Genomic DNA, 17383 nt, shown 5'->3' on the forward strand with positions numbered 1-17383 from the left:
GTGGCACCGAGCGCGGGCGGGCCGAGGCATGAGACGGCCGGTCTTCGTGGTCTGCCTGGCCGTCTTCGGCCTGATGGCGGGCCAGCAGCTGCTCAACCCGATCCTGCCGCCGCTGGCTCGCGAGTTCGGGTTCAGCGAGTTCGCGCTGGGCGCGGTGTGGGCGGTCGGCGGCGCCGGGGTCGTGCTGGCGAGCCCGTTCTGGGGCCGCCGGAGCGCGATCCAGGGCCACCGCCCGGTCCTGCTGATCTCCTTGGCGGGCGCCATGATCGCCTTGCTCGGCTTCGCCTTCGTCGCCCAGCTCGGGCTCACCGGCGTGCTCGCCGGGCCGGTGCTGTTCACGGCCGTCCTGCTCACCCGCGGCGTCGCGTTCGGGCTCGCCTGGGCCGCGACGCCGGTGACCGCGCAGTCCTACATCGCCGACGTGACGTCCGGTCCGGCCGAACGGGTGCGGGGCATGGCGGTGTTCGGTGCGGCGCAAGGCCTCGCGCTCGCCGTCGGCCCCGCGCTGGGCGGCGCGCTGAGCCTCACCGGGAACCTGCTGGTCCCGGTGTACGCGGCGCCGGTCATCCTGGCCGTGATCGGCCTCGTGATCGCGTTCGCGCTGCCGAAGCCGCCGCGGAACCTGCCGCAAGAACGGGAAATCCCCGTCACGGCGAAGGTGAGCCCGTTCGACAAGCGCCTGTGGCCGTTCCTGACCCTCGGTTTCGGGCTGTACCTCGCGCTCGCGATCGTCCTCATGACCGTCGGCTTCCTGGTGCAGGACAGGCTGGGGCTCACCACGCAGGAGACCGGGCGGGTCACCGGCCTGGTCATGCTGGCCGGCGCCGGGATGATCATCCTCGTCCAGGCGGTCGCCGTCCCGCGGCTGGACTGGCCGCCCCTGCGGCTCGTGCGGGTCGGCGCGGTCGTCATGACCGGCGGGATGCTTCTGGTGGCCGCCGGTTCGGACGGGCTCCTGCTCGGCGCCGGGGTGGCCGTGCTCGGTGCCGGGATGGGGTTCGCGACGCCGGGGTTCCTGTCCGCGCCGACACTGCTGGCGACCCGGGAGGAGCAAGGGGCCGTCGCCGGGCTCATGGGTTCGGGCAGCGCCCTCGCGTTCATGGGCGGGCCACTGCTCGGGACCGGCCTGTACGAGATCGCCCCCGCCGTCCCGTACATCGCCGGCGCGGTGCTCCTGGCCGGCCTGGCGGCGTTCGCCTGCACCGTGACCCGCGAGCCCGCGAAGGAGCCCGTGGCTCCCTAGGCTGGGGCGCATGTACTCCACCGAGATCGAGGTCCGCACCGGCTCCGAAGCCGTCGTCCACGACCTCACCCACGAGGCCGAAGCGTTCCTGCGCGACGCCGACGCGGCCGACGGGCTGCTGCACGTCTGGGTCCCGCACGCCACCGCCGGCCTGGCGATCCTCGAGACCGGCGCCGGCAGCGACGAGGACCTGCTGACCGCGCTCGACGAGCTGCTCCCCCGCGACGGCCGCTGGCGGCACCGGCACGGGAGCCCGGGTCACGGCCGTGACCACGTGCTCCCGGCGCTGGTGCCGCCCTACGCGACGATCCCGGTGCTCGGCGGCGTGCTGGCGCTGGGTACCTGGCAGTCGGTCTGCCTAGTGGACACCAACCTCGACAACCCGGTCCGCAAGGTGCGGTTCAGCCTCCTGGCGGGCTGAGGCACCCGGCCACAGCGTCACCAGCAGGCCCGCGGCCAGCAGAGCGCCGAGCATCCAGAGCCCGGTCGTGACGTCGGGCGCGCCCGGCACCCCCTGCAGCAGGCTGCGCAGGCCTTCCGTCGAGAAGCGGAACGGCGTCCAGGACCACAGCAGCGCGCGGTAGGCCGGGTTCAGCAGCTCCGGCACTTGCCCGGCCACCGCGGGCGCGACCAGGTACAGCGGGCCGAGGACGGCCATCGCGCGCAACCCCAGCAGGCGCAGCAGGCCGGCCTGCAGGGCCGCGAACGCCGTCGCGGCCAGGAAGACGAACCCGAGGACGCCGGCGTCCAGCGGCAGCGCGGAGTCCCACAGCGCGAAGAAGCCGGCCACCACCGCCGTGACCAGCACGCCGATGCCGGTGACCTGGAGGAACCGCGCACCGGCGCCGACCGTGCGGCCGGTGCGTTTCGCGAGCTGGGTCAACGCCAGGCCCGCGACGAGCGCGCCGATCCACGCCAGCGCGCTCGCGGCCAGAGGCGCGACCCGGCCGGCGAGGCTCACCGGGTGCAGCACCTCCTGCTTCGGCGCGCCGGCGAGCGCGGTCGCGGCGCCGGTCAGCGCCTGCTGCGCGACCTGGGTGCCCGCCGGGTTCACCGCACCCGACGTCACGACCGTCGCGGACGGTCCCGGCGCGAGTTCGAGCACGCCGTAGACCTTCTTGTCCTCCAGCAGTTTCCGCGCGTCGGCCGGGGTCGTGACGGTCCAGGACAGCTGGCCGCCGCCGTGCGCGGCGATGCGCTGGGCGATCTCCGGCGGCGCCGCGACGGCGACCGGGACGCCGTCCGGCGCGACGGTGGCCTGCGCGCCGAAGGTGAGGAATCCGAGCACCACCGCCACCAGCGCGCCGGCCACCGCGGCGACCAGGGCGAGCACCCCGGCGGGGCGCCGGGCAGGACTGGTCATGAGAGCCTCCAGTTATTCGTCGCTTGTTGAATTCATGCCCAAGGTACGACCCGGCCCCCAGAAAGTCAACGCGTGTTGAATAGTGACCCCGGTAACCTCGATCCCGTGACGAAGACGCGCCTGGTGCTCTGGGACATCGACCACACGCTGGTGGACTTCACCGAACTCGGCTCCGCCTGGTACTCGGCCGCGTTCACCGCCGCGACCGGCCAAACCCTCCGCGTGCACCCGGTTTTCGGGGGCCGCACCGAACTCGCCACGACGACCGACCTGCTCACCGCGAACGGCCTGGAGGCCGCGCAGGAAACGATCGACGCGCTGTTCAAGGCCCTGGTGGCGGAGTCGGAACGGGCGGCACACCGCTTCCCGGCCGAGGCCCGCGTGCTGCCCGGAGCGGCCGAAGCGCTGACCGCGTTCGCCGGACACGACGGCGTCGTCCAGACGCTCGTCACCGGCAACCTCCCGGAGATCTCGCGGCACAAGCTCGCGGCGTTCGGCCTGCACGAGTACCTGGACCTGGAGATCGGCGGCTACGGCACGCTTTCCGTGCACCGCCCGGACCTGGTCCCCCACGCGATGGAGCTGGCGTCGGCCAAGCACGGCACGGAGTTCGACGCCGGCGCGGTGGTCGTCATCGGCGACACCCCGAACGACGTCAAGGCGGCACTGGACAACGGCGCGGTCTCCGTCGCGGTGGCCACCGGTCACTTTTCCGCCGGCGAGCTGCGGGCGGCGGGAGCACACGTCGTGCTGCCGGACCTGGCCGACACCGACGCCGTCCGGGCCGCCGTCCTCGGCTGAGCACATCCTCCTTGGGAGGGGGATGACCCTCAGTCGAAAGGACGATTCCCCTAGGGGAAATCTCGTTCTGGTGCCCGATGTCGCCTCGGGCGTGAACTCGCAAGACTCTTCCCCATGACCGAAACAGCGTCGGCGGTCGAGCCCGCCGCAGGGGGACGCGTCCGCGGCACCATCGCGGTGCTCAGACAGCGGCTGCCGTTCACCAGCAGCGTCACGCTCGCCATGCTCGTGCTGGCCGTCGCGACCGGGGCGCTCTGGAACGCGGCCGAAGACCGGGCGGCCTACCCGTTCGTCGCCTATGGACTGCCGTCGCTGGAGGCGGGCCGGTGGTGGACCATGCTCACCGGGCCGTTCTTCGCCGTCGTCCCGTGGTACTACCTCCCGATGGTCGGCAGCTTCGCGCTCTGCGCCGGCTTCGCCGAGTGGCAGCTGGGGACGCGGCGCGCGATGGCGGTGACCATCGGCGGCCAGTTCGCCTCGGTGCTCGTCGCGGTCCAGTTCCTCGCGCTGTGCCGCAACTCCGGCTGGCTGTGGGCCGAGCGGGTCGCGGGCAGCCTCGACGTCGGGTTCTCCGGCGGCGCGCTCGCCGCGGTGGCGGTCGCCAGCGCGACGCTGCGGCCGCCGTGGGCGCTGCGGCTGCGCGCCGGGCTGTGCGTGTACGCCGGGGTCGCGATCGTCTACGTCGGCTCGCTGGCCGACCTCGTGCACTTCTTCGCGCTGCTGCTGGCGATCCCGCTCGGGCGGCGCCTGGTGGGCACGCGGCGGGCGGCCGACACGGCGGGCCCGAACCTGCGGGAGTGGCGGCTGCTGGCCGTTGCCGGCCTGCTGCTGCTCACCATCGCCGAGATCGTGATGTACCTGGTGCCCGGCGACGGCCCGTTCGGCTCGACGGAAGGCGTTTCGCTGTCGGGACTCGAGCTGGCGATCCTGGTCCTGCTGGTGGTGCCCATGCTCAACGGGCTGCGCAAGGGCGGCCGCGTCGCGTGGCGCTGGGCCGTGGCGATGTCGACTTTCGTGACGCTGCAAGGTCTCGCTGTCGCCACGCTCATCGGGCTGGCCGACGTCTTCGGCGGGGACTACGACACCGACGGCCTGCCGCTGTTCTTCGTGGACAATCTCTTGTGGACGGTCGAGCTGGTCGTCCTGATCGCCGCGCGGCACGCCTTCCGCGTGCCGTCGCGACGCCGGCTGCGGCGCCACGCGCAGGGTCCGGGGCCGGCGCTGGCCCGCACGCTGCTGGACCACCACGGCGGCAGCACGCTGTCGTGGATGACGACCTGGCCGCGCAACACCTACTTCGTCCGCGAGGACGGCCGTTCGTACCTCGCCTACCGGCGGCACGCGGGGGTCGCGGTCGCCCTCGGCGACCCGATCGCGCCGGACGGCACCGCGGCGGCCACCGTCACCGAGTTCACCGTGATGTGCGAGAACTCCGGCCTGGTGCCGTGCGTGTTCTCGGCGACCGAGGCCACCGTCGCGGCGACGCGCGAGCTGGGCTGGCAGCACGTCCAGGTGGCCGAGGACAACGTGCTCGACCTCGACGGCCTGGAGTTCCGCGGCAAGGCGTGGCAGGACGTCCGGTCCGCGCTGAACAAGGCCGCCAAGCAGGAGATCGACTTCCGGCTGGTCCGCTTGGCCGACCAGCCGGAACCCATCCTCGCCCAGGTCCGGGCGCTGTCGGAGGAGTGGATGTCCGGCAAGGCCATGCCGGAGATGGGGTTCACCCTCGGCGGTCTCGACGAGGCGATGGACCCGGCCACCCGGGTCGGCCTGGCGGTCGACGCGGAGGGCACGGTCCACGGCGTGACGTCGTGGCTGCCGGTGTACACGGGCGCGGGCAAGGTCGGCGGCTGGACGCTGGACGTCATGCGCCGCAGCGCGCACGGGTTCCGCCCGGTGATGGAGTTCCTGATCGCGTCGGCGTGCCTGGCGTTCCGCGAGGAGGGCGCGCGGTTCGTGTCGCTCTCGGGCGCCCCGCTGGCACGCAGCGACTCCGATGCCCCGGCGCGTTCGGTGGACCGGGTCCTGGAGTCGCTGGGCCGGGTCATGGAGCCGTACTACGGTTTCCGTTCGCTGCACGCGTTCAAGGCGAAGTTCCAGCCGCGGCACGTCCCGCTGTACCTGGCTTTCCGCGACGAAGCCGACCTCCCGCGCATCGGGCTGGCGCTGAGCCGGGCGTACCTGCCCGACGTCCGGCTGCGGCAGCTGGCGAAGCTGGTCAGTAGCTCTCGGGCACGCTGATCCGCTGGGGGAAGCGGATCTTCCGCCTGGTGACGACGTTCTGGTCCTTCGGGATCAGCCTGCCGTCGGTCAGGCGGAGCCAGTGGCCGTTCCGCGAGTCGGTGAAGGCGAGCATCACCCCCGGGGTCATGTCCGGGCGCTGCCACTCCTCGCGGATCGGCATCCGCCACTTCCCGGGCGGCAGGATGGCGTAGAGGTACTCGTCGTCCTCGATGTCCGGCCCGCGGTGCAGCGTGGACCCGGTCATCGGCAGGTTGTGCACGAGGTCGAACGATACGACGACGTGGTTGACCGCCTCGGCGTTCGCGTTGGACACGACCATGTACCCGGCGGCGTCGGAGCCGGGCTCGGCCCGCTCGATCCACGCGGTGACCTTCGCAGCCTGTTCCTGCCGCTCGCGCAGATCCCGTTCCCGCCGATCCGCCTGCGCGATCCGTCCGTCCCGGATGGCGATCCACAGGGCGACGACGACGGCGCCGATCGTGCCGATGCCCCCGACCCACTGGCCGGAAGCGCCCCACCAGTTGGGATCCCGCGGCCGGACGAGCCAGATCCAGGCCTTGGCCAGCAACGGCCCGAAGAGAAGAAGCACCCCGGACACGGCCAGCACCCCGAACGCGACAGCCCGGATCCGGCCGAGCCGTCTGTCCGCATCACCGCTCATGGGGACACAGCCTGCCGAATCCGGGCGCGCAACGGAAGCGGCGAAACGCCCGGGCCGCCGATACCGGACCGGTACTCGAAGCGCAGGAACTGGGACCACCTGCGCGCACCGTCCGGCACGGATTCGAAGGAATGACGCCTCCCGAGGACGAATTCACCCACGTCTGGATCGTCGGCGACTTCGGCGCTAGCGGTACGTCGTCGGCGGCGGAGTGGTCGTGCTCCGGTCCGCCGCCGGGACGAACCGGTAGCTCCGCACGATCCGCACCAGGTCGTCCCGCACCGAAGGCCCCGACCGGTCGCTGTCCGCGTACGCCACCATGACGCCCGACGTGCCCGAGTCGCCTCCGAACGCCATCGCCACCACCAGAGCGTGCTTCGCCGCGCACTCCCCCGTCGCCGTCGGCACCACTTCCACGACCACGATCCGGGCGGGGACCGCAGAGCCGTCGGCCTTCGTGACCTGTGCTTCCGCGCCCGGGCCCACTTGGGGTGTCCCGCCATACGCGCCCGCCGCCAGATCCGTGGCGGCCTTGCGCGCCGCCGCCTCGGGGTCGGGCAGCGGCTCCGTCAAGACGCCCGCGCCGCCGAGATCGCTGGTGCCGCAGAAATTCTTGCCCAGGAACGCGCTCGTGATCAGCCTGATCCCGCGCTCGTCCCAGCCGTGTTGGACGTCCGGGGCCGGTTCCCAGTTCGGCGGGACGTCGTAGGCGTAGGCGCCGTCGCGACCAGCCACCGACTTCCAGCCCGCGACCGTGGGAGAGACCACCACTCGCGGCGAAGGCGTCACCACCGGCAGCGAAGACGACGGCGAAGACGACGCCGGGTGCGGCTTGCCGACACCCAGCGCGTTGAGCACACCGGCGACCAGGGCGATGAACGCCAGGCCGAACCACGGCGCCCGCCGCCACTTCAACGGCTTCGCCCTCGGGCGGATCCGCTTCGGCTGGGCGCGCGGCGCGTCCGCGGGTTCGTAACCGCCGAACCCGCGAAGCGCCGCGTTGTCCTCATATCCCGGCTTTGCGTCTTCGCGGCGCCGGGAGAACCGGCCCATCAGGACCGGACGAGCTTGACCAGGTGCTCGACGATGGCGTCGACCGCGATCTCCTCGCGGTCGCCGGATCGCCGGTCCTTGACCTCGACGACACCGTTGGCCAGGCCGCGCCCGACCACCAGGATCGTCGGGACGCCGACCAGCTCGGCGTCGGCGAACTTGACGCCGGGCGTCGCCTTGCGGTCGTCGAGGATGACCTCGATGCCCGCCGCGTCCAGCTCGGCGGCGATCTTCTCGGCGCCGGCCGCGACCGCCTCGTCCTTGCCCGCGATGACGATGTGCACGTCGAACGGCGACACGACGCGGGGCCAGATCAGGCCGAGGTCGTCGTGGTTCTGCTCGGCGAGCACGCCGACCAGCCGCGAGACGCCGACGCCGTAGGAGCCCATCGTGATCCGGATCGGCTTCGAGTCGGGGCCGAGCGCGTCGACCTCGAACGCGTCGGTGTACTTGCGGCCGAGCTGGAAGATGTGCCCGATCTCGATGCCGCGCGCGGCGACCAGGGTGCCGTGCCCGTCCGGCGACGCGTCGCCCTCGCGGACCTCGGCGGCCTCGATGGTGCCGTCCGGGGTGAAGTCGCGGCCCGCGAGCAGGTCGACGACGTGGTGGTCGACCTTGTCGGCGCCGGTGACCCAGGCAGTGCCGGGGGCGATCCGGGGGTCGGCCAGGTAGCGCACGCCGTTGTCCTGCAAGGCCTTCGGGCCGATGTAGCCCTTGACCAGGAACGGGTTCTTCGCGAAGTCGGCCTCTTCGAGCAGCGCGACCTCGGCGGGCTCCAGCGACGCTTCGAGGCGCTTCATGTCCACTTCGCGGTCGCCCGGGACCGCGACGCAGACCAGGTCCCACTCCTTCGCGCCCGGCTGACGCGTCTTGAGCATGACGTTCTTCAGCGTGTCCGCCGCGGTGAACGTGCGGCCCAGGTCCGCGTTGTTGAGGAAGTTGACCAGCGTCTCGATGGTCGGCGTGTTCGGCGTGTGGTGCACCTGCGCTTCGGGGCGGCCCTCGATCGGCTGCGCGGGCGGCGCGGGCGTCACGACGGCTTCGACGTTCGCCGCGTAGCCCGACTCGGTGCTGCGGACGTAGGTGTCCTCACCCGTCTCGGCGACCGCGAGGAACTCTTCGGACGCCGAGCCACCCATCGCCCCCGACGTCGCCTTCACGACGACGTACTCGAGGTCGAGCCGGTCGAACAGCTTCACGTAGGCGTCGCGGTGGGCCTGGTAGGAGCGCGCCAGGCCGTCGTCGTCGAGGTCGAAGGAGTAGGAGTCCTTCATGACGAACTCGCGGCCGCGCAGGATGCCGGCGCGGGGACGCGCCTCGTCGCGGTACTTCGTCTGGATCTGGTACAGCGTGACCGGGTAGTCGCGGTACGAGTTGTACTCGCCCTTCACGGTGAGCGCGAACAGCTCCTCGTGCGTCGGGCCGAGGAGGTAGTCGGCGCCCTTGCGGTCCTTCAGGCGGAAGAGACCGTCGCCGTACTCGGTCCAGCGGCCCGTGGCCTCGTAGGGCTCCTTCGGCAGCAGCGCGGGGAACTGGATCTCCTGCGCGCCGATGGCGTTCATCTCCTCGCGCACGACGGCCTCGATGCGGCGCAGAACGCGCAGGCCGAGCGGCAGCCAGGAGTACCCGCCCGGGGCGACCCGGCGGACATAGCCTGCGCGTACCAGGAGCCGGTGGCTCGGTACCTCGGCGTCCGCCGGATCCTCGCGCAACGTGCGAAGGAACAACGACGAAGTCCTGGTGATCACTGCGGGGCTCCCTGCGCCGGGCGGGTGTGAAAGTCCCGCTCAGGGTAGTCAATACCCCGGCCGTGACTCCAACGGGTTACTCGCGGCCCGGTTTTGTCGGTGGCGCCCGCTAGCTTCGGCGACATGGCGATCCACATGGGCATGATCACGATCGACTGCGCCGACCCGCAAGGCCTGGCGCGGTTCTGGACAGCGGCACTGGGCACGACGGTGGCGAACGACTACGGCGAGTTCGTGATGCTCGCGGCCCCGGAGGGCGGCCTCCCGCTGGGGCTGCAGCGGGTGCCGGAGCCACGGACGGGCAAGAACCGCGTCCACATCGACTTCGTCGGCGACGATCGCGGGGCGGAGGTGAAGAGGCTGGTCGAGCTGGGGGCCGAGGAGGTGGCGGAGCACGAGGTGCCGGGGCTGGCGTGGACGGTGCTGACCGACCCGGAGGGGAACGAGTTCTGCGTGTCGGCGGGAGTGCACTAGACCGTTCCCTCGCCCGGCCAGCCGACGGTCCGGTCGTTCGCCGCGACGGTCCGGCTCGGGTCGGGAGCGCGCTTCGACGTCCGCCACTCGGCGGGCTCGACGCACCTGGTCGTCGACCTGCAGGGCTACTACCCGCGGTAACGGGTAGAAAGGCGGCATGAGCGCTCGCGTACTGCTGCCGTGGACCGACATCGACGTGCCGGAAGAGCTCGAGGCCGCCTACTACGACGGCGTCGAGTCCCCTCCGGCCGATCTCGGCGATGTCGAGTTCTACGTGCTGCCGTACGACCGCGGGCCGGAGCCGCCGAAGCTGATCAGCCGGCTGCCGTCGCTGCGGGTGGTGCAGTCGCTGTCGGCCGGGGTCGAGGCACTCGTGCCGCTGCTGCCGGCGGGCGTGCGGCTGGCGAACGGTCGGGGGCTGCACGACCTGAGCGTCGCCGAGCACGCCCTCGCGCTGATCCACGCGTCGCAACGGGACCTGCCCCGGTGGTTCGCGCAGCAGTCGAGGGGTGAATGGGCGCGCGAGCACACGCGGTCGCTCGCCGACAGCCGGGTGCTCCTGGTCGGGTACGGCTCGATCGGGCAGGCGATCGAACGCCAGCTCGTCGCCGCGGAGGCGCTGGTCACGAGGGTGGCGAGCCGCCCCCGTCCGGAAGAGGACGTCCACGGCGTCGCCGAGCTGCGCGAGCTGCTGCCCGAAGCCGACGTCCTGGTGCTGATCCTGCCGGACAACCCCGCGACCCGAGGACTGATCGGCCCGGACGAGCTGGCCGCCCTCCCCGACGACGCCCTGGTGGTCAACGTCGGCCGCGGCACGGCGATCGACACCGACGCTCTCGTCGCGGAAGCCCGCACCGGACGCCTGCGCGCGGGTCTCGACGTCATGGACCCGGAACCACTGTCCGCAGACCATCCATTGTGGACGGCTCCCGGGGTGATCATCACCCCGCACATCGCGGGCGGATCGGCATCGTTCTACCCGCGCGCGAAGAAGCTGGCGGCGGAGCAGCTGCGGAGGTACGCGAAGGGCGAGGAGCTGCTCAACCTCGTAGAGCACTGACGGCGGCCCACATCGGCGGTGGGGCGCCCCCATTTCAGGACAGCACGTACACGTGCCATTCGTCGTCGACGCGATAACCGCACCGTTCGTAAACACCCAGGGCCCGGTGCGCATTGTCGACGTCGACGTTGAGGGCCGACCGGTCGAATCCCGCGTCCTTCGCCGCCCGGAGCGTGTGGCCCAGCAACCCGGACGCGACGCCGCGGCCGCGCAGCACCTCCCGCGTTCCCACCCAGGTGGCGTAGTGCTCTCGGATGCCCGTCGCCTCGGCTTCGGACGCGGAGAAGTGGCTCAGCACGAACGCGAGGACCTTGTCGCCGTCGAGGACGAGGAACGACAGGTCCGGGCGGAAGTCCTTCGAACCGGTGACCAGGTGACGCCAGGCGTCCGGCTGGTAGATCGTGCTGCCCCAGTGGCCGGCGAAGGTGTCGTTGCGGGCGTCGAGCACCGCGAGGTCGTACTCGAAGTCGAAGGGCACCGCTTCGAGGCCGTCCGGCAGCGGGGGCTGCGGCGGCAGGTCGGCGAGGCCGACGCGCATGTTCACCATGGTCCGGACGTGCCGGTAGCCCGCCCCGGCGAGGACGCCCGCGATCCAGCGCTCGTTCTGGTGGAGGCCGTGGTGCAGCTCCAGCGGCGCGCCCGGGAAGGCGCGCTCGTTGACCTTGCGGCTCGTGTGCGCGAACCACTCGACCAGGTGAGCGCCGACGGCGTCGTCCCGGTGTTCCGGGTGCACGACCGACTGGAGCCGGATCATGTGCACCGGCGTCGCGGCGTCGCGGCGGCGGATCAGGCCGTAGCCGATGAGCCGGTCGCCCGCGAAGGCGCCGACGGTGGCGCGGACCAGGTCGATGTTGGGACCTTCGAGCTCTTCGCGGAGGTCGTCCTCGCTGAAGTGGTCACCCGTCCGGTCGACCTCCTCGGCCGCCGCGTACAGCCGGGCGAGGGCGGGGACGTCGCCGAGGGTCAACGGGCGCCAGGTCAGGTCCATGCCCGGAGGCTAGGCCGGACGGCGGCGGCCACGCACCCCGATTTACGCTCACGGCGTGCTGGTGCTCCTCCCCCCTTCCGAGACCAAGGCCGACGGCGGCCGCGGCGGCCCGCTCGACCTGGGCACGCTGTCGTTCCCCGAGCTGAACCCGACGCGAGCGAAGCTCGCCGACGCGCTCGTGGAACTGGCCGCCGACGTCCCGGCCGGCATCGCGGCCCTGGGCATCACCGAGCGGCAGGCCGGCGAGGTCACGCGCAACGCCGAGCTGTGGGCGTCGCCGACGATGCCGGCGCTGCGCCGCTACACCGGCGTCCTCTACGACGCGCTCGACGTGCGGAGCTTCACGAAGGCCGGCCTGGAGAAGGCGCACCGGCGGCTGGCGGTGACGTCATCGCTGTTCGGCGTGGTCTCGGCGACCGACCCGATTCCGGCGTACCGGCTCTCGGGCGGCAATTCGCTGCCCGCGCTCGGGACGGTCCGCGGCCTGTGGAAGCCGGTCCTCGAGCCGGTGCTGCAGGCGGTCGAGGGCCTGGTGGTGGACCTGCGCTCGGGCACGTACTCGGCGTTCGCGAAACTCCGCCCGGACGCGGTGACGGTCCGGGTGGTGACGGAGAACGCCCGCGGCGAGCGCGTGACGGTCAGCCACTTCAACAAGGCGTACAAGGGCCGCCTGGCCCGCGTGCTGGCGGCGACACGCGCCGAACCGTCCACTGTGGACCAGCTGGTGAAGGTCATCACCAAGGCGGGCCTGGTGGTCGAGCGCACCGGCGAGCACGCGCTGGAGCTGGTCACCGAGGGCTGACGCCCCCGGCATCCGGCTCAAACCGGTCCGGGGCGAACGGGCTCAGGTCGAAGCCCGGGTCCTCGCCCAGCGCCACCGCCGCGACGAGCTTCCCCGCGAACGGCGCGTTCGTCAGCCCGCCCGCGCCGAAGCCCGTCGACACCGCCAGGCCCGGGCGGAGCAGGCCGAGGATCGGCAACCCGTCCGGCGTGCCCGGGCGGAAACCCACCCGCGTCTCCGCGAGGGTCGCGTCCGCGAGACCGGGTGCCACCGCCAACGCGTTCTCCAGCACTTCACGCTGCCCCGCGACGGTCACGCGGTAATCGAAGCCGGACTCCGCCTCGCGGGTCGCACCCGCCACGACACGGCCGCCGCCGAACGCCAGCAGGTAGTGACTGCTGCTGCGGGGCAGGACGACCGGCCACGCCGCCGTGTCCGTGTCCGGGAGTTCGAAGTGGCTGATCTGGCCGCGGTGGGGCGTCACCGGCAGGTCGATGCCCAGCGGCGCCAGCAGTTCGCGGCTCCACGCGCCGGCCGCGACGACGACGCTGTCCGCTTCCAGGGGGCCTTCCGGGCTCGCCACCGTGCCGTCGGCCCGGAACGCGACCTCGCCCTCGACGAACTTCGCGCCCCGGCGCTCGGCGGCGGACAACAGCGCGCGGCGCAGGAGATGCCCGTCGACGCGACCGGCACCGGCCAGGTGCACCGCGCCCAGCCCGGGCGCCAGCGCCGGGAACAGTTCGCGGGCCTGCGCCGGGTCGAGCCGCCGTACCTCGCCGATCTCCGGAGCGTCCGCCGCCCGTGACGTCAGCCGTTCCTGGGCCTCGGCCAGCTCCGCGTCGTCGTCCGACACGATCATCCCGCCGACGACCTCGAACGACGAATCCGCCAGCTCGGCCGTGAACTCGCGGTAGTACCGGCCGGCGGCCGCCGCGAGCGGGTACAGCGCGTCTTCCCAGCGAGAAGTCCACGGGCTGACGATGCCGGCGCCGGCCTCCGTCGCCGTTCCCGGCCGCGCCGCATCCGCCACGACCACTTCCGCGCCGCGGCCCGCCAGGTGCCAGGCCGTCGCCGCGCCGCCGATCCCGCTGCCGATCACGAGCACTCGCATGCTTCCCACCCTGCCCGAAAGTGCCGCGCCCGGGCCAACGGGATGCGCCGCGCGCGCAGCCGGCCGGTCGTATGCTGCGCGCCATGCCGAGCCGTGCCGAGCGGTATGTCGCCCATCTCGACACCCTGACCGGGACCACCGCGCCGCGATTGCAGCCCATCCCGTCGACCCACGCCGGGCTCGACGACGTGATCGCGCTCGTCTACGCCGACGAGCCGGAACCGCGGTACCTGACCGGCGCGACCTACGGCCTCTCCCTGGCCGACCACCCGGACTGGCACGGCGTGAAGCCGGAGCTGTGGATCAGCGTCCGGTCCGACGACCCCGTGTGGGCGCTGGCGATCGGCTACCTCGCCGAACAGCTGCGCGGCACCTGCCCGTTCGTCTACGGCGACACGATCGACTTCGGGCAGCCGATCGCGCCGGATTCCGCCATGACGGCGTTCGCCGTCTCGGCCCCCGCGGGCCTCGACGCGCACCAGTACACGCTGATCGACACCGGCGGCGCGCCGATCAGCATCGCCGGCTGCTACCCGGTGCACGACACCGAGCGGAAGTACATCCGCGAGCACGGCATCGACGCGTTCTGGCAGCTGGACTGGGACCTCTACGACGTCCGCCGGGCGCCGGTGGTCTAGCGGCGACGCCTCACGAGCTCGCCGACCGCGGCCACGAACGCCTCGACGTCCAGGCTGTCGTCCCAGGAGGCCTGCAGCAGCAACCCTTGGTAGATGGCGACGAGCACGCGGATCAGGGCTTCCGGTGCGGCGTTCCCGAACGCCTCGAGCTGCTCGTCCACACCTTGGCGGGCGAGGGCACGGATCCGGGGTTCGCGGACGGTCTCGGCCCACGCCTGCATCCCGAGGTTCCGCTGCCGCGCCGCGTCCGGGCCACCGATGGCCCGCAGGAGGCCGAGGTAGGCGTCGAGGGGATCGCTCGCGGTCCCCAGGCCGGCCGAACGGGTCGTGTGCCATTCCTCGACGATCGCGAGGATCATGTCTTCCTTGCCGGGGAAGTACCGGTAGATCAGCCCGGCGGACAGACCGGACTCCTTGACGATCTCCTGCATCGACGTGCGGTGGAAACCGTTGCGGGCGAAGCAGCCGGCGGCGGCGTCGAGGATCTGCCGACGACGGTTCGTCAGGTGCTCCTCGCTGACCTTGGGCATTTACCGGACCACCGCCCACGCGATCCGGTAGAAATCCGCGGCGGGCTCGTCCCGGTGGTAGCGGGCGGCTGCTTCCTTCGCCGACAAGTCGCCCTTCAGGTCCAGGCCGCGTTCGGCGAGGTAGCCGGGCACGTCGGCGGGGTGGAGGCCGAACGTCCACGGCTCGCCGGCCTTTTCGACCACCCGGTGCCACGCGGTGTCGTCGCCGAGCGCCGCACGGTCGACGTAGGTGAAGATGATCGTGCTGCCGGACGCGACGATCATGGTCAGATCGCGGAAGGTCGCGTCGACGGCCTGCGCGGTGAGGTAGTTCGTGACGCCCTCCCAGATGACCGCCGTGCGCCGGGCGGGGAGGCCGTCAAGGGCCACGGCGAGGCTTTCGGTGTTCAGATCGACGGGGACGTAGTGGACGTGCGGACGGTCGGCGATGCGCTGCCGCTTGACCCGCTGGGTCGCCGGGTGGTCGACCTCGTAGGTGGGCGGCATCCCGGGGACGCGGTGGGCGCGGCTGTCGTAGCCGGCGCCGAGCAGGAGGACCTGTTCCGGCCGGGCTTCGGCGAGGAGATCGTCGATGAGCCGGGTGCGGGCGACGGCGGACGTGCGGGGGCCGCCCGGATAGCGGCGGTCGATGAGCCGCGCGATGCCCTGTCCGACGGGCGGCACCGCGGCGGCCCGCACGAGCCAGCGGTAGCGGGCGGACAGGAACCGGATGGCGTGGTCGTCGGCGAAGAGCCGGTCGCGGCGCCGGGTCTCGAGGGCCCGGAAGAGGGCGACGTGCTCGGCGGTCCGGCTGGCAAAGCGCATGCGATAAGCATAGTGAATGAACGTTCGTTTTTCTAGCCGCTCCCCTGGCCGGCGCGCTGACCCGCTCAACCCCGGTACGCGGCCACCGCGAGCTGCGCGAACGACCGGACCAGCGGCCCGGTGTCCTTCCAGGCGACGATCACAGGGGTCGGCGCCATGTCGGTGAGCGGCACCACGACCAGTTCACCGGGTGGCCGGTGGCCGAGCGGCATCAGCCCGACCGTGCCGTTCCAGAGCACGGCCTGCAGGCATTCCTGGACGGCGCGGACCACCGGCCCTTCGCGGGGCTCGCCGCCGTGCCAGTAGGACTGCCAGAGCGGATCGGTGCCGTCCGGGAACCGGAACCAGCGCCGGCCGGCCAGGTCGGCCAGCTCCAGGTGGTCACGGCCGGCCAGCGGGTCGTCCGCGCGCAGCACCGCGCCCACCGGATCGGCGCGCAGCCGGTGCACCGTCAGGCCGGTCTCGTCGAACGGCCCGCGGGTCAGGGCGACGTCGACCAGGCCGGCGCGCAGGCCGCACGTCGGGTCGGTCAGGTCGGTGTCGCGGACGCGGACTTCGACGTCCGGGTGCCGCCGGCGGTAGGCGTCGGCGAGCCGCGTCGCGCCCGGGTCGGCGCTGTCGCCCAGGATGCCGACGGTCAGGGTGGCCACGCCCACCGCCGCGGCCACGCGCACGCGGGCCCGGTCGGCCTGGTCGAGCAGCGTCCGCGCCTCGTCCAGCAGCGCCGCCCCGGCCGGGGTCAGCGTGACGCCCGCGGCGGAGCGGAGCAGCAGCTCGGCACCGACGTCGGCCTCCAGCTGCTTGATCGCCCGGCTCAGCGGCGGCTGGCTCATGTGCAGCCGCGCGGCGGCCCGGCCGAAGTGGAGTTCTTCGGCGACCGCGACGAAATACCGAAGCGTGCGCAGCTCCATGACCGGCGACGATATTCGCCCGGTATCGGCACCACGAAACCGGTCTTGGACGGCCACGGCCGGACGGCGGTGGAATCGGGGGCATGACCGAACTGACCGATCCCGCCGTGCGCGTCTCCGGCGCCCGGGAGATCGCCCGCGACCTGCTGGTGATCCCGAACGACCACGTCGACCTGGTACCCAACATCGGCGTCGTCGGCGGCGCCGAGGCCGTCCTGGTCGTCGACACGGGCATCGGCACCGCCAACGCGGCGCAGGTGCTCGCCTTCGCACGCGAAGTGGCGAAGGGCCGGCGTCTGTACCTGACCACGACGCACTTCCACCCCGAGCACGCGTTCGGCGCGCAGGTGTTCGCCGGTGAAGCCACCTACCTGGTCAACCGCGGCCAGGCCGATGACCTCGCTGCCAAGGGCCCGGGCTACCTGGAGATGTTCCGCGGCTTGGGCGAGACGATCGCCCGCCGCCTCGACGGCGTCCGCGTGCCCACTCCCGACGAGGTCTACGACGGCTCGCGAGAACTCGACCTCGGCGGCCGGACCGTCCGGCTGCGCCCCACCGGCCGCGGCCACACGAAGGGCGACCAGGTCGTCGAGGTGCCGGACGCCGGCGTGCTGTTCACCGGCGACCTGGCCGAGACCGGGCAGTTCGCCATCTTCCCGTGGTTCCCGCCGCACGACACGGACGTCTCGGGCGTCGGCTGGCTGGCGGTCCTCGACCGGCTGGCCGCCGCCGGGCACCGGGTGGTGGTCCCGGGGCACGGAGAGGTCGGTGGCGGGGCGGTGCTCACCGACGTCCGTGACTACCTGCGGGAACTGCGCGACGAGACCTGGCATCGCCGTGACTCGGCGATGGGCGTGGACGAGATCACCGCCGAAGTCCGTTCGCTGCTCCTCGAACGCCACCCGGAATGGGCCGGACGGGAGTGGATCGAGCCGGGCGTCGCGTGTCTGTGCACCGAACACGACGCCTGACC

At 72.4% G+C, this 17383-nt stretch carries 18 protein-coding genes; 9 read left to right on the top strand and 9 right to left on the bottom strand.

What is annotated here, in order from left to right; all coding sequences use genetic code 11:
• Positions 1-28 precede the first annotated feature (28 nt).
• Together CF165_RS36530 and CF165_RS36535 are read left to right on the top strand one after the other, a co-directional pair.
• Positions 29-1243 (top strand): MFS transporter, encoded by a 1215-nt coding sequence (locus tag CF165_RS36530; protein WP_158226871.1) that lies wholly within the window; start codon positions 29-31, stop codon positions 1241-1243.
• A gap of 10 nt (positions 1244-1253) precedes the next feature.
• The gene (locus tag CF165_RS36535) at positions 1254-1664 is read left to right on the top strand and encodes a secondary thiamine-phosphate synthase enzyme YjbQ (RefSeq protein WP_093952158.1); all 411 of its coding nucleotides are present in this window, start codon (positions 1254-1256) and stop codon (positions 1662-1664) included.
• Here CF165_RS36535 and CF165_RS36540 read toward each other — a convergent pair.
• Positions 1602-2606 carry a YhgE/Pip domain-containing protein gene (locus tag CF165_RS36540; protein ID WP_093952159.1) on the bottom strand — a complete coding sequence of 335 codons (1005 nt, stop codon included), beginning with the start codon at positions 2604-2606 and terminating at the stop codon, positions 1602-1604. The genes CF165_RS36535 and CF165_RS36540 overlap by 63 nt on opposite strands.
• A gap of 105 nt (positions 2607-2711) precedes the next feature.
• Here CF165_RS36540 and CF165_RS36545 point away from each other — a divergent pair, with 105 nt between their 5' ends.
• Both CF165_RS36545 and CF165_RS36550 read left to right on the top strand, forming a co-directional pair.
• A complete protein-coding gene (locus CF165_RS36545) occupies positions 2712-3407 on the top strand; it encodes an HAD family hydrolase (protein ID WP_093952160.1) in 696 nt (231 codons plus the stop codon).
• A 114-nt stretch (positions 3408-3521) separates the two neighbouring features.
• The gene (locus CF165_RS36550) at positions 3522-5648 is read left to right on the top strand and encodes a bifunctional lysylphosphatidylglycerol flippase/synthetase MprF (RefSeq protein ID WP_240521950.1); all 2127 of its coding nucleotides are present in this window, start codon (positions 3522-3524) and stop codon (positions 5646-5648) included.
• Here CF165_RS36550 and CF165_RS36555 read toward each other — a convergent pair.
• From CF165_RS36555 to CF165_RS36565, 3 genes are all read right to left on the bottom strand, one after another.
• Positions 5626-6312, bottom strand: coding sequence for a hypothetical protein (locus tag CF165_RS36555; protein WP_093952161.1), 687 nt, complete (start codon positions 6310-6312; stop codon positions 5626-5628). The genes CF165_RS36550 and CF165_RS36555 overlap by 23 nt on opposite strands.
• Before the next feature lie 186 nt (positions 6313-6498).
• The gene (locus CF165_RS36560) at positions 6499-7365 is read right to left on the bottom strand and encodes a DUF8017 domain-containing protein (protein ID WP_093952162.1); all 867 of its coding nucleotides are present in this window, start codon (positions 7363-7365) and stop codon (positions 6499-6501) included.
• Positions 7365-9113 (bottom strand): proline--tRNA ligase, encoded by a 1749-nt coding sequence (locus CF165_RS36565; protein ID WP_093952163.1) that lies wholly within the window; start codon positions 9111-9113, stop codon positions 7365-7367. Before CF165_RS36565 ends, CF165_RS36560 begins: the two co-directional genes overlap by 1 nt.
• Positions 9114-9236: 123 nt before the next feature.
• Between CF165_RS36565 and CF165_RS36570 the strand changes: the two genes are divergently transcribed.
• Positions 9237-9587: a VOC family protein gene (locus CF165_RS36570; protein ID WP_093952164.1), complete on the top strand. Its 351-nt coding sequence runs from the start codon at positions 9237-9239 to the stop codon at positions 9585-9587.
• A gap of 157 nt (positions 9588-9744) precedes the next feature.
• Complete coding sequence (locus CF165_RS36575) at positions 9745-10647, top strand: 2-hydroxyacid dehydrogenase (RefSeq protein WP_093952165.1); 903 nt, start codon at positions 9745-9747, stop codon at positions 10645-10647.
• Between the two features lie 34 nt (positions 10648-10681).
• Here the strand turns inward: CF165_RS36575 and CF165_RS36580 are convergent, their stop codons facing one another.
• The gene (locus CF165_RS36580; RefSeq protein ID WP_093952166.1) at positions 10682-11635 is read right to left on the bottom strand and encodes a GNAT family N-acetyltransferase; all 954 of its coding nucleotides are present in this window, start codon (positions 11633-11635) and stop codon (positions 10682-10684) included.
• A gap of 55 nt (positions 11636-11690) precedes the next feature.
• Between CF165_RS36580 and yaaA the strand changes: the two genes are divergently transcribed.
• Positions 11691-12437, top strand: coding sequence for a peroxide stress protein YaaA (gene yaaA, locus CF165_RS36585; RefSeq protein WP_093952167.1), 747 nt, complete (start codon positions 11691-11693; stop codon positions 12435-12437).
• Here yaaA and CF165_RS36590 read toward each other — a convergent pair.
• On the bottom strand, positions 12424-13527 hold the full coding sequence (locus CF165_RS36590; protein WP_205661067.1) for an NAD(P)/FAD-dependent oxidoreductase: 1104 nt from the start codon (positions 13525-13527) through the stop codon (positions 12424-12426). The two genes, yaaA and CF165_RS36590, sit on opposite strands and share 14 nt — an antisense overlap.
• Before the next feature lie 83 nt (positions 13528-13610).
• Between CF165_RS36590 and CF165_RS36595 the strand changes: the two genes are divergently transcribed.
• The gene (locus tag CF165_RS36595; protein WP_240521951.1) at positions 13611-14165 is read left to right on the top strand and encodes a suppressor of fused domain protein; all 555 of its coding nucleotides are present in this window, start codon (positions 13611-13613) and stop codon (positions 14163-14165) included.
• Here CF165_RS36595 and CF165_RS36600 read toward each other — a convergent pair.
• The 3 genes from CF165_RS36600 to CF165_RS36610 all read right to left on the bottom strand — a co-directional run bounded on the left by CF165_RS36600 (position 14162) and on the right by CF165_RS36610 (position 16410).
• Positions 14162-14695, bottom strand: coding sequence for a TetR/AcrR family transcriptional regulator (locus CF165_RS36600; RefSeq protein WP_093952169.1), 534 nt, complete (start codon positions 14693-14695; stop codon positions 14162-14164). The genes CF165_RS36595 and CF165_RS36600 overlap by 4 nt on opposite strands.
• A complete protein-coding gene (locus CF165_RS36605; protein ID WP_093952170.1) occupies positions 14696-15499 on the bottom strand; it encodes a class I SAM-dependent methyltransferase in 804 nt (267 codons plus the stop codon).
• A 65-nt stretch (positions 15500-15564) separates the two neighbouring features.
• Positions 15565-16410, bottom strand: coding sequence for a LysR family transcriptional regulator (locus CF165_RS36610; RefSeq protein WP_093952171.1), 846 nt, complete (start codon positions 16408-16410; stop codon positions 15565-15567).
• A gap of 83 nt (positions 16411-16493) precedes the next feature.
• Between CF165_RS36610 and CF165_RS36615 the strand changes: the two genes are divergently transcribed.
• Complete coding sequence (locus tag CF165_RS36615; protein WP_093952172.1) at positions 16494-17381, top strand: MBL fold metallo-hydrolase; 888 nt, start codon at positions 16494-16496, stop codon at positions 17379-17381.
• Positions 17382-17383: the final 2 nt, after the last annotated feature.

Source organism: Amycolatopsis vastitatis, assembly GCF_002234595.1.
Classification (GTDB): domain Bacteria; phylum Actinomycetota; class Actinomycetes; order Mycobacteriales; family Pseudonocardiaceae; genus Amycolatopsis; species Amycolatopsis vastitatis.

Bases quoted from the DNA above. Each gene is read 5' to 3' on its own strand.
- CF165_RS36590 (WP_205661067.1), bottom strand. From the start codon at position 13,527: ATGCGAGTGCTCGTGATCGGCAGCGGGATCGGCGGCGCGGCGACGGCC.
- CF165_RS36580 (WP_093952166.1), bottom strand. From the start codon at position 11,635: ATGGACCTGACCTGGCGCCCGTTGACCCTCGGCGACGTCCCCGCCCTC.
- CF165_RS36615 (WP_093952172.1), top strand. From the start codon at position 16,494: ATGACCGAACTGACCGATCCCGCCGTGCGCGTCTCCGGCGCCCGGGAG.
- CF165_RS36530 (WP_158226871.1), top strand. From the start codon at position 29: ATGAGACGGCCGGTCTTCGTGGTCTGCCTGGCCGTCTTCGGCCTGATG.
- CF165_RS36535 (WP_093952158.1), top strand. From the start codon at position 1,254: ATGTACTCCACCGAGATCGAGGTCCGCACCGGCTCCGAAGCCGTCGTC.
- CF165_RS36560 (WP_093952162.1), bottom strand. From the start codon at position 7,365: ATGGGCCGGTTCTCCCGGCGCCGCGAAGACGCAAAGCCGGGATATGAG.
- CF165_RS36570 (WP_093952164.1), top strand. From the start codon at position 9,237: ATGGCGATCCACATGGGCATGATCACGATCGACTGCGCCGACCCGCAA.
- CF165_RS36600 (WP_093952169.1), bottom strand. From the start codon at position 14,695: ATGCCCAAGGTCAGCGAGGAGCACCTGACGAACCGTCGTCGGCAGATC.
- CF165_RS36540 (WP_093952159.1), bottom strand. From the start codon at position 2,606: ATGACCAGTCCTGCCCGGCGCCCCGCCGGGGTGCTCGCCCTGGTCGCC.
- CF165_RS36575 (WP_093952165.1), top strand. From the start codon at position 9,745: ATGAGCGCTCGCGTACTGCTGCCGTGGACCGACATCGACGTGCCGGAA.
- CF165_RS36610 (WP_093952171.1), bottom strand. From the start codon at position 16,410: ATGGAGCTGCGCACGCTTCGGTATTTCGTCGCGGTCGCCGAAGAACTC.
- CF165_RS36555 (WP_093952161.1), bottom strand. From the start codon at position 6,312: ATGAGCGGTGATGCGGACAGACGGCTCGGCCGGATCCGGGCTGTCGCG.
- CF165_RS36595 (WP_240521951.1), top strand. From the start codon at position 13,611: ATGCCGAGCCGTGCCGAGCGGTATGTCGCCCATCTCGACACCCTGACC.
- CF165_RS36605 (WP_093952170.1), bottom strand. From the start codon at position 15,499: ATGCGCTTTGCCAGCCGGACCGCCGAGCACGTCGCCCTCTTCCGGGCC.
- CF165_RS36550 (WP_240521950.1), top strand. From the start codon at position 3,522: ATGACCGAAACAGCGTCGGCGGTCGAGCCCGCCGCAGGGGGACGCGTC.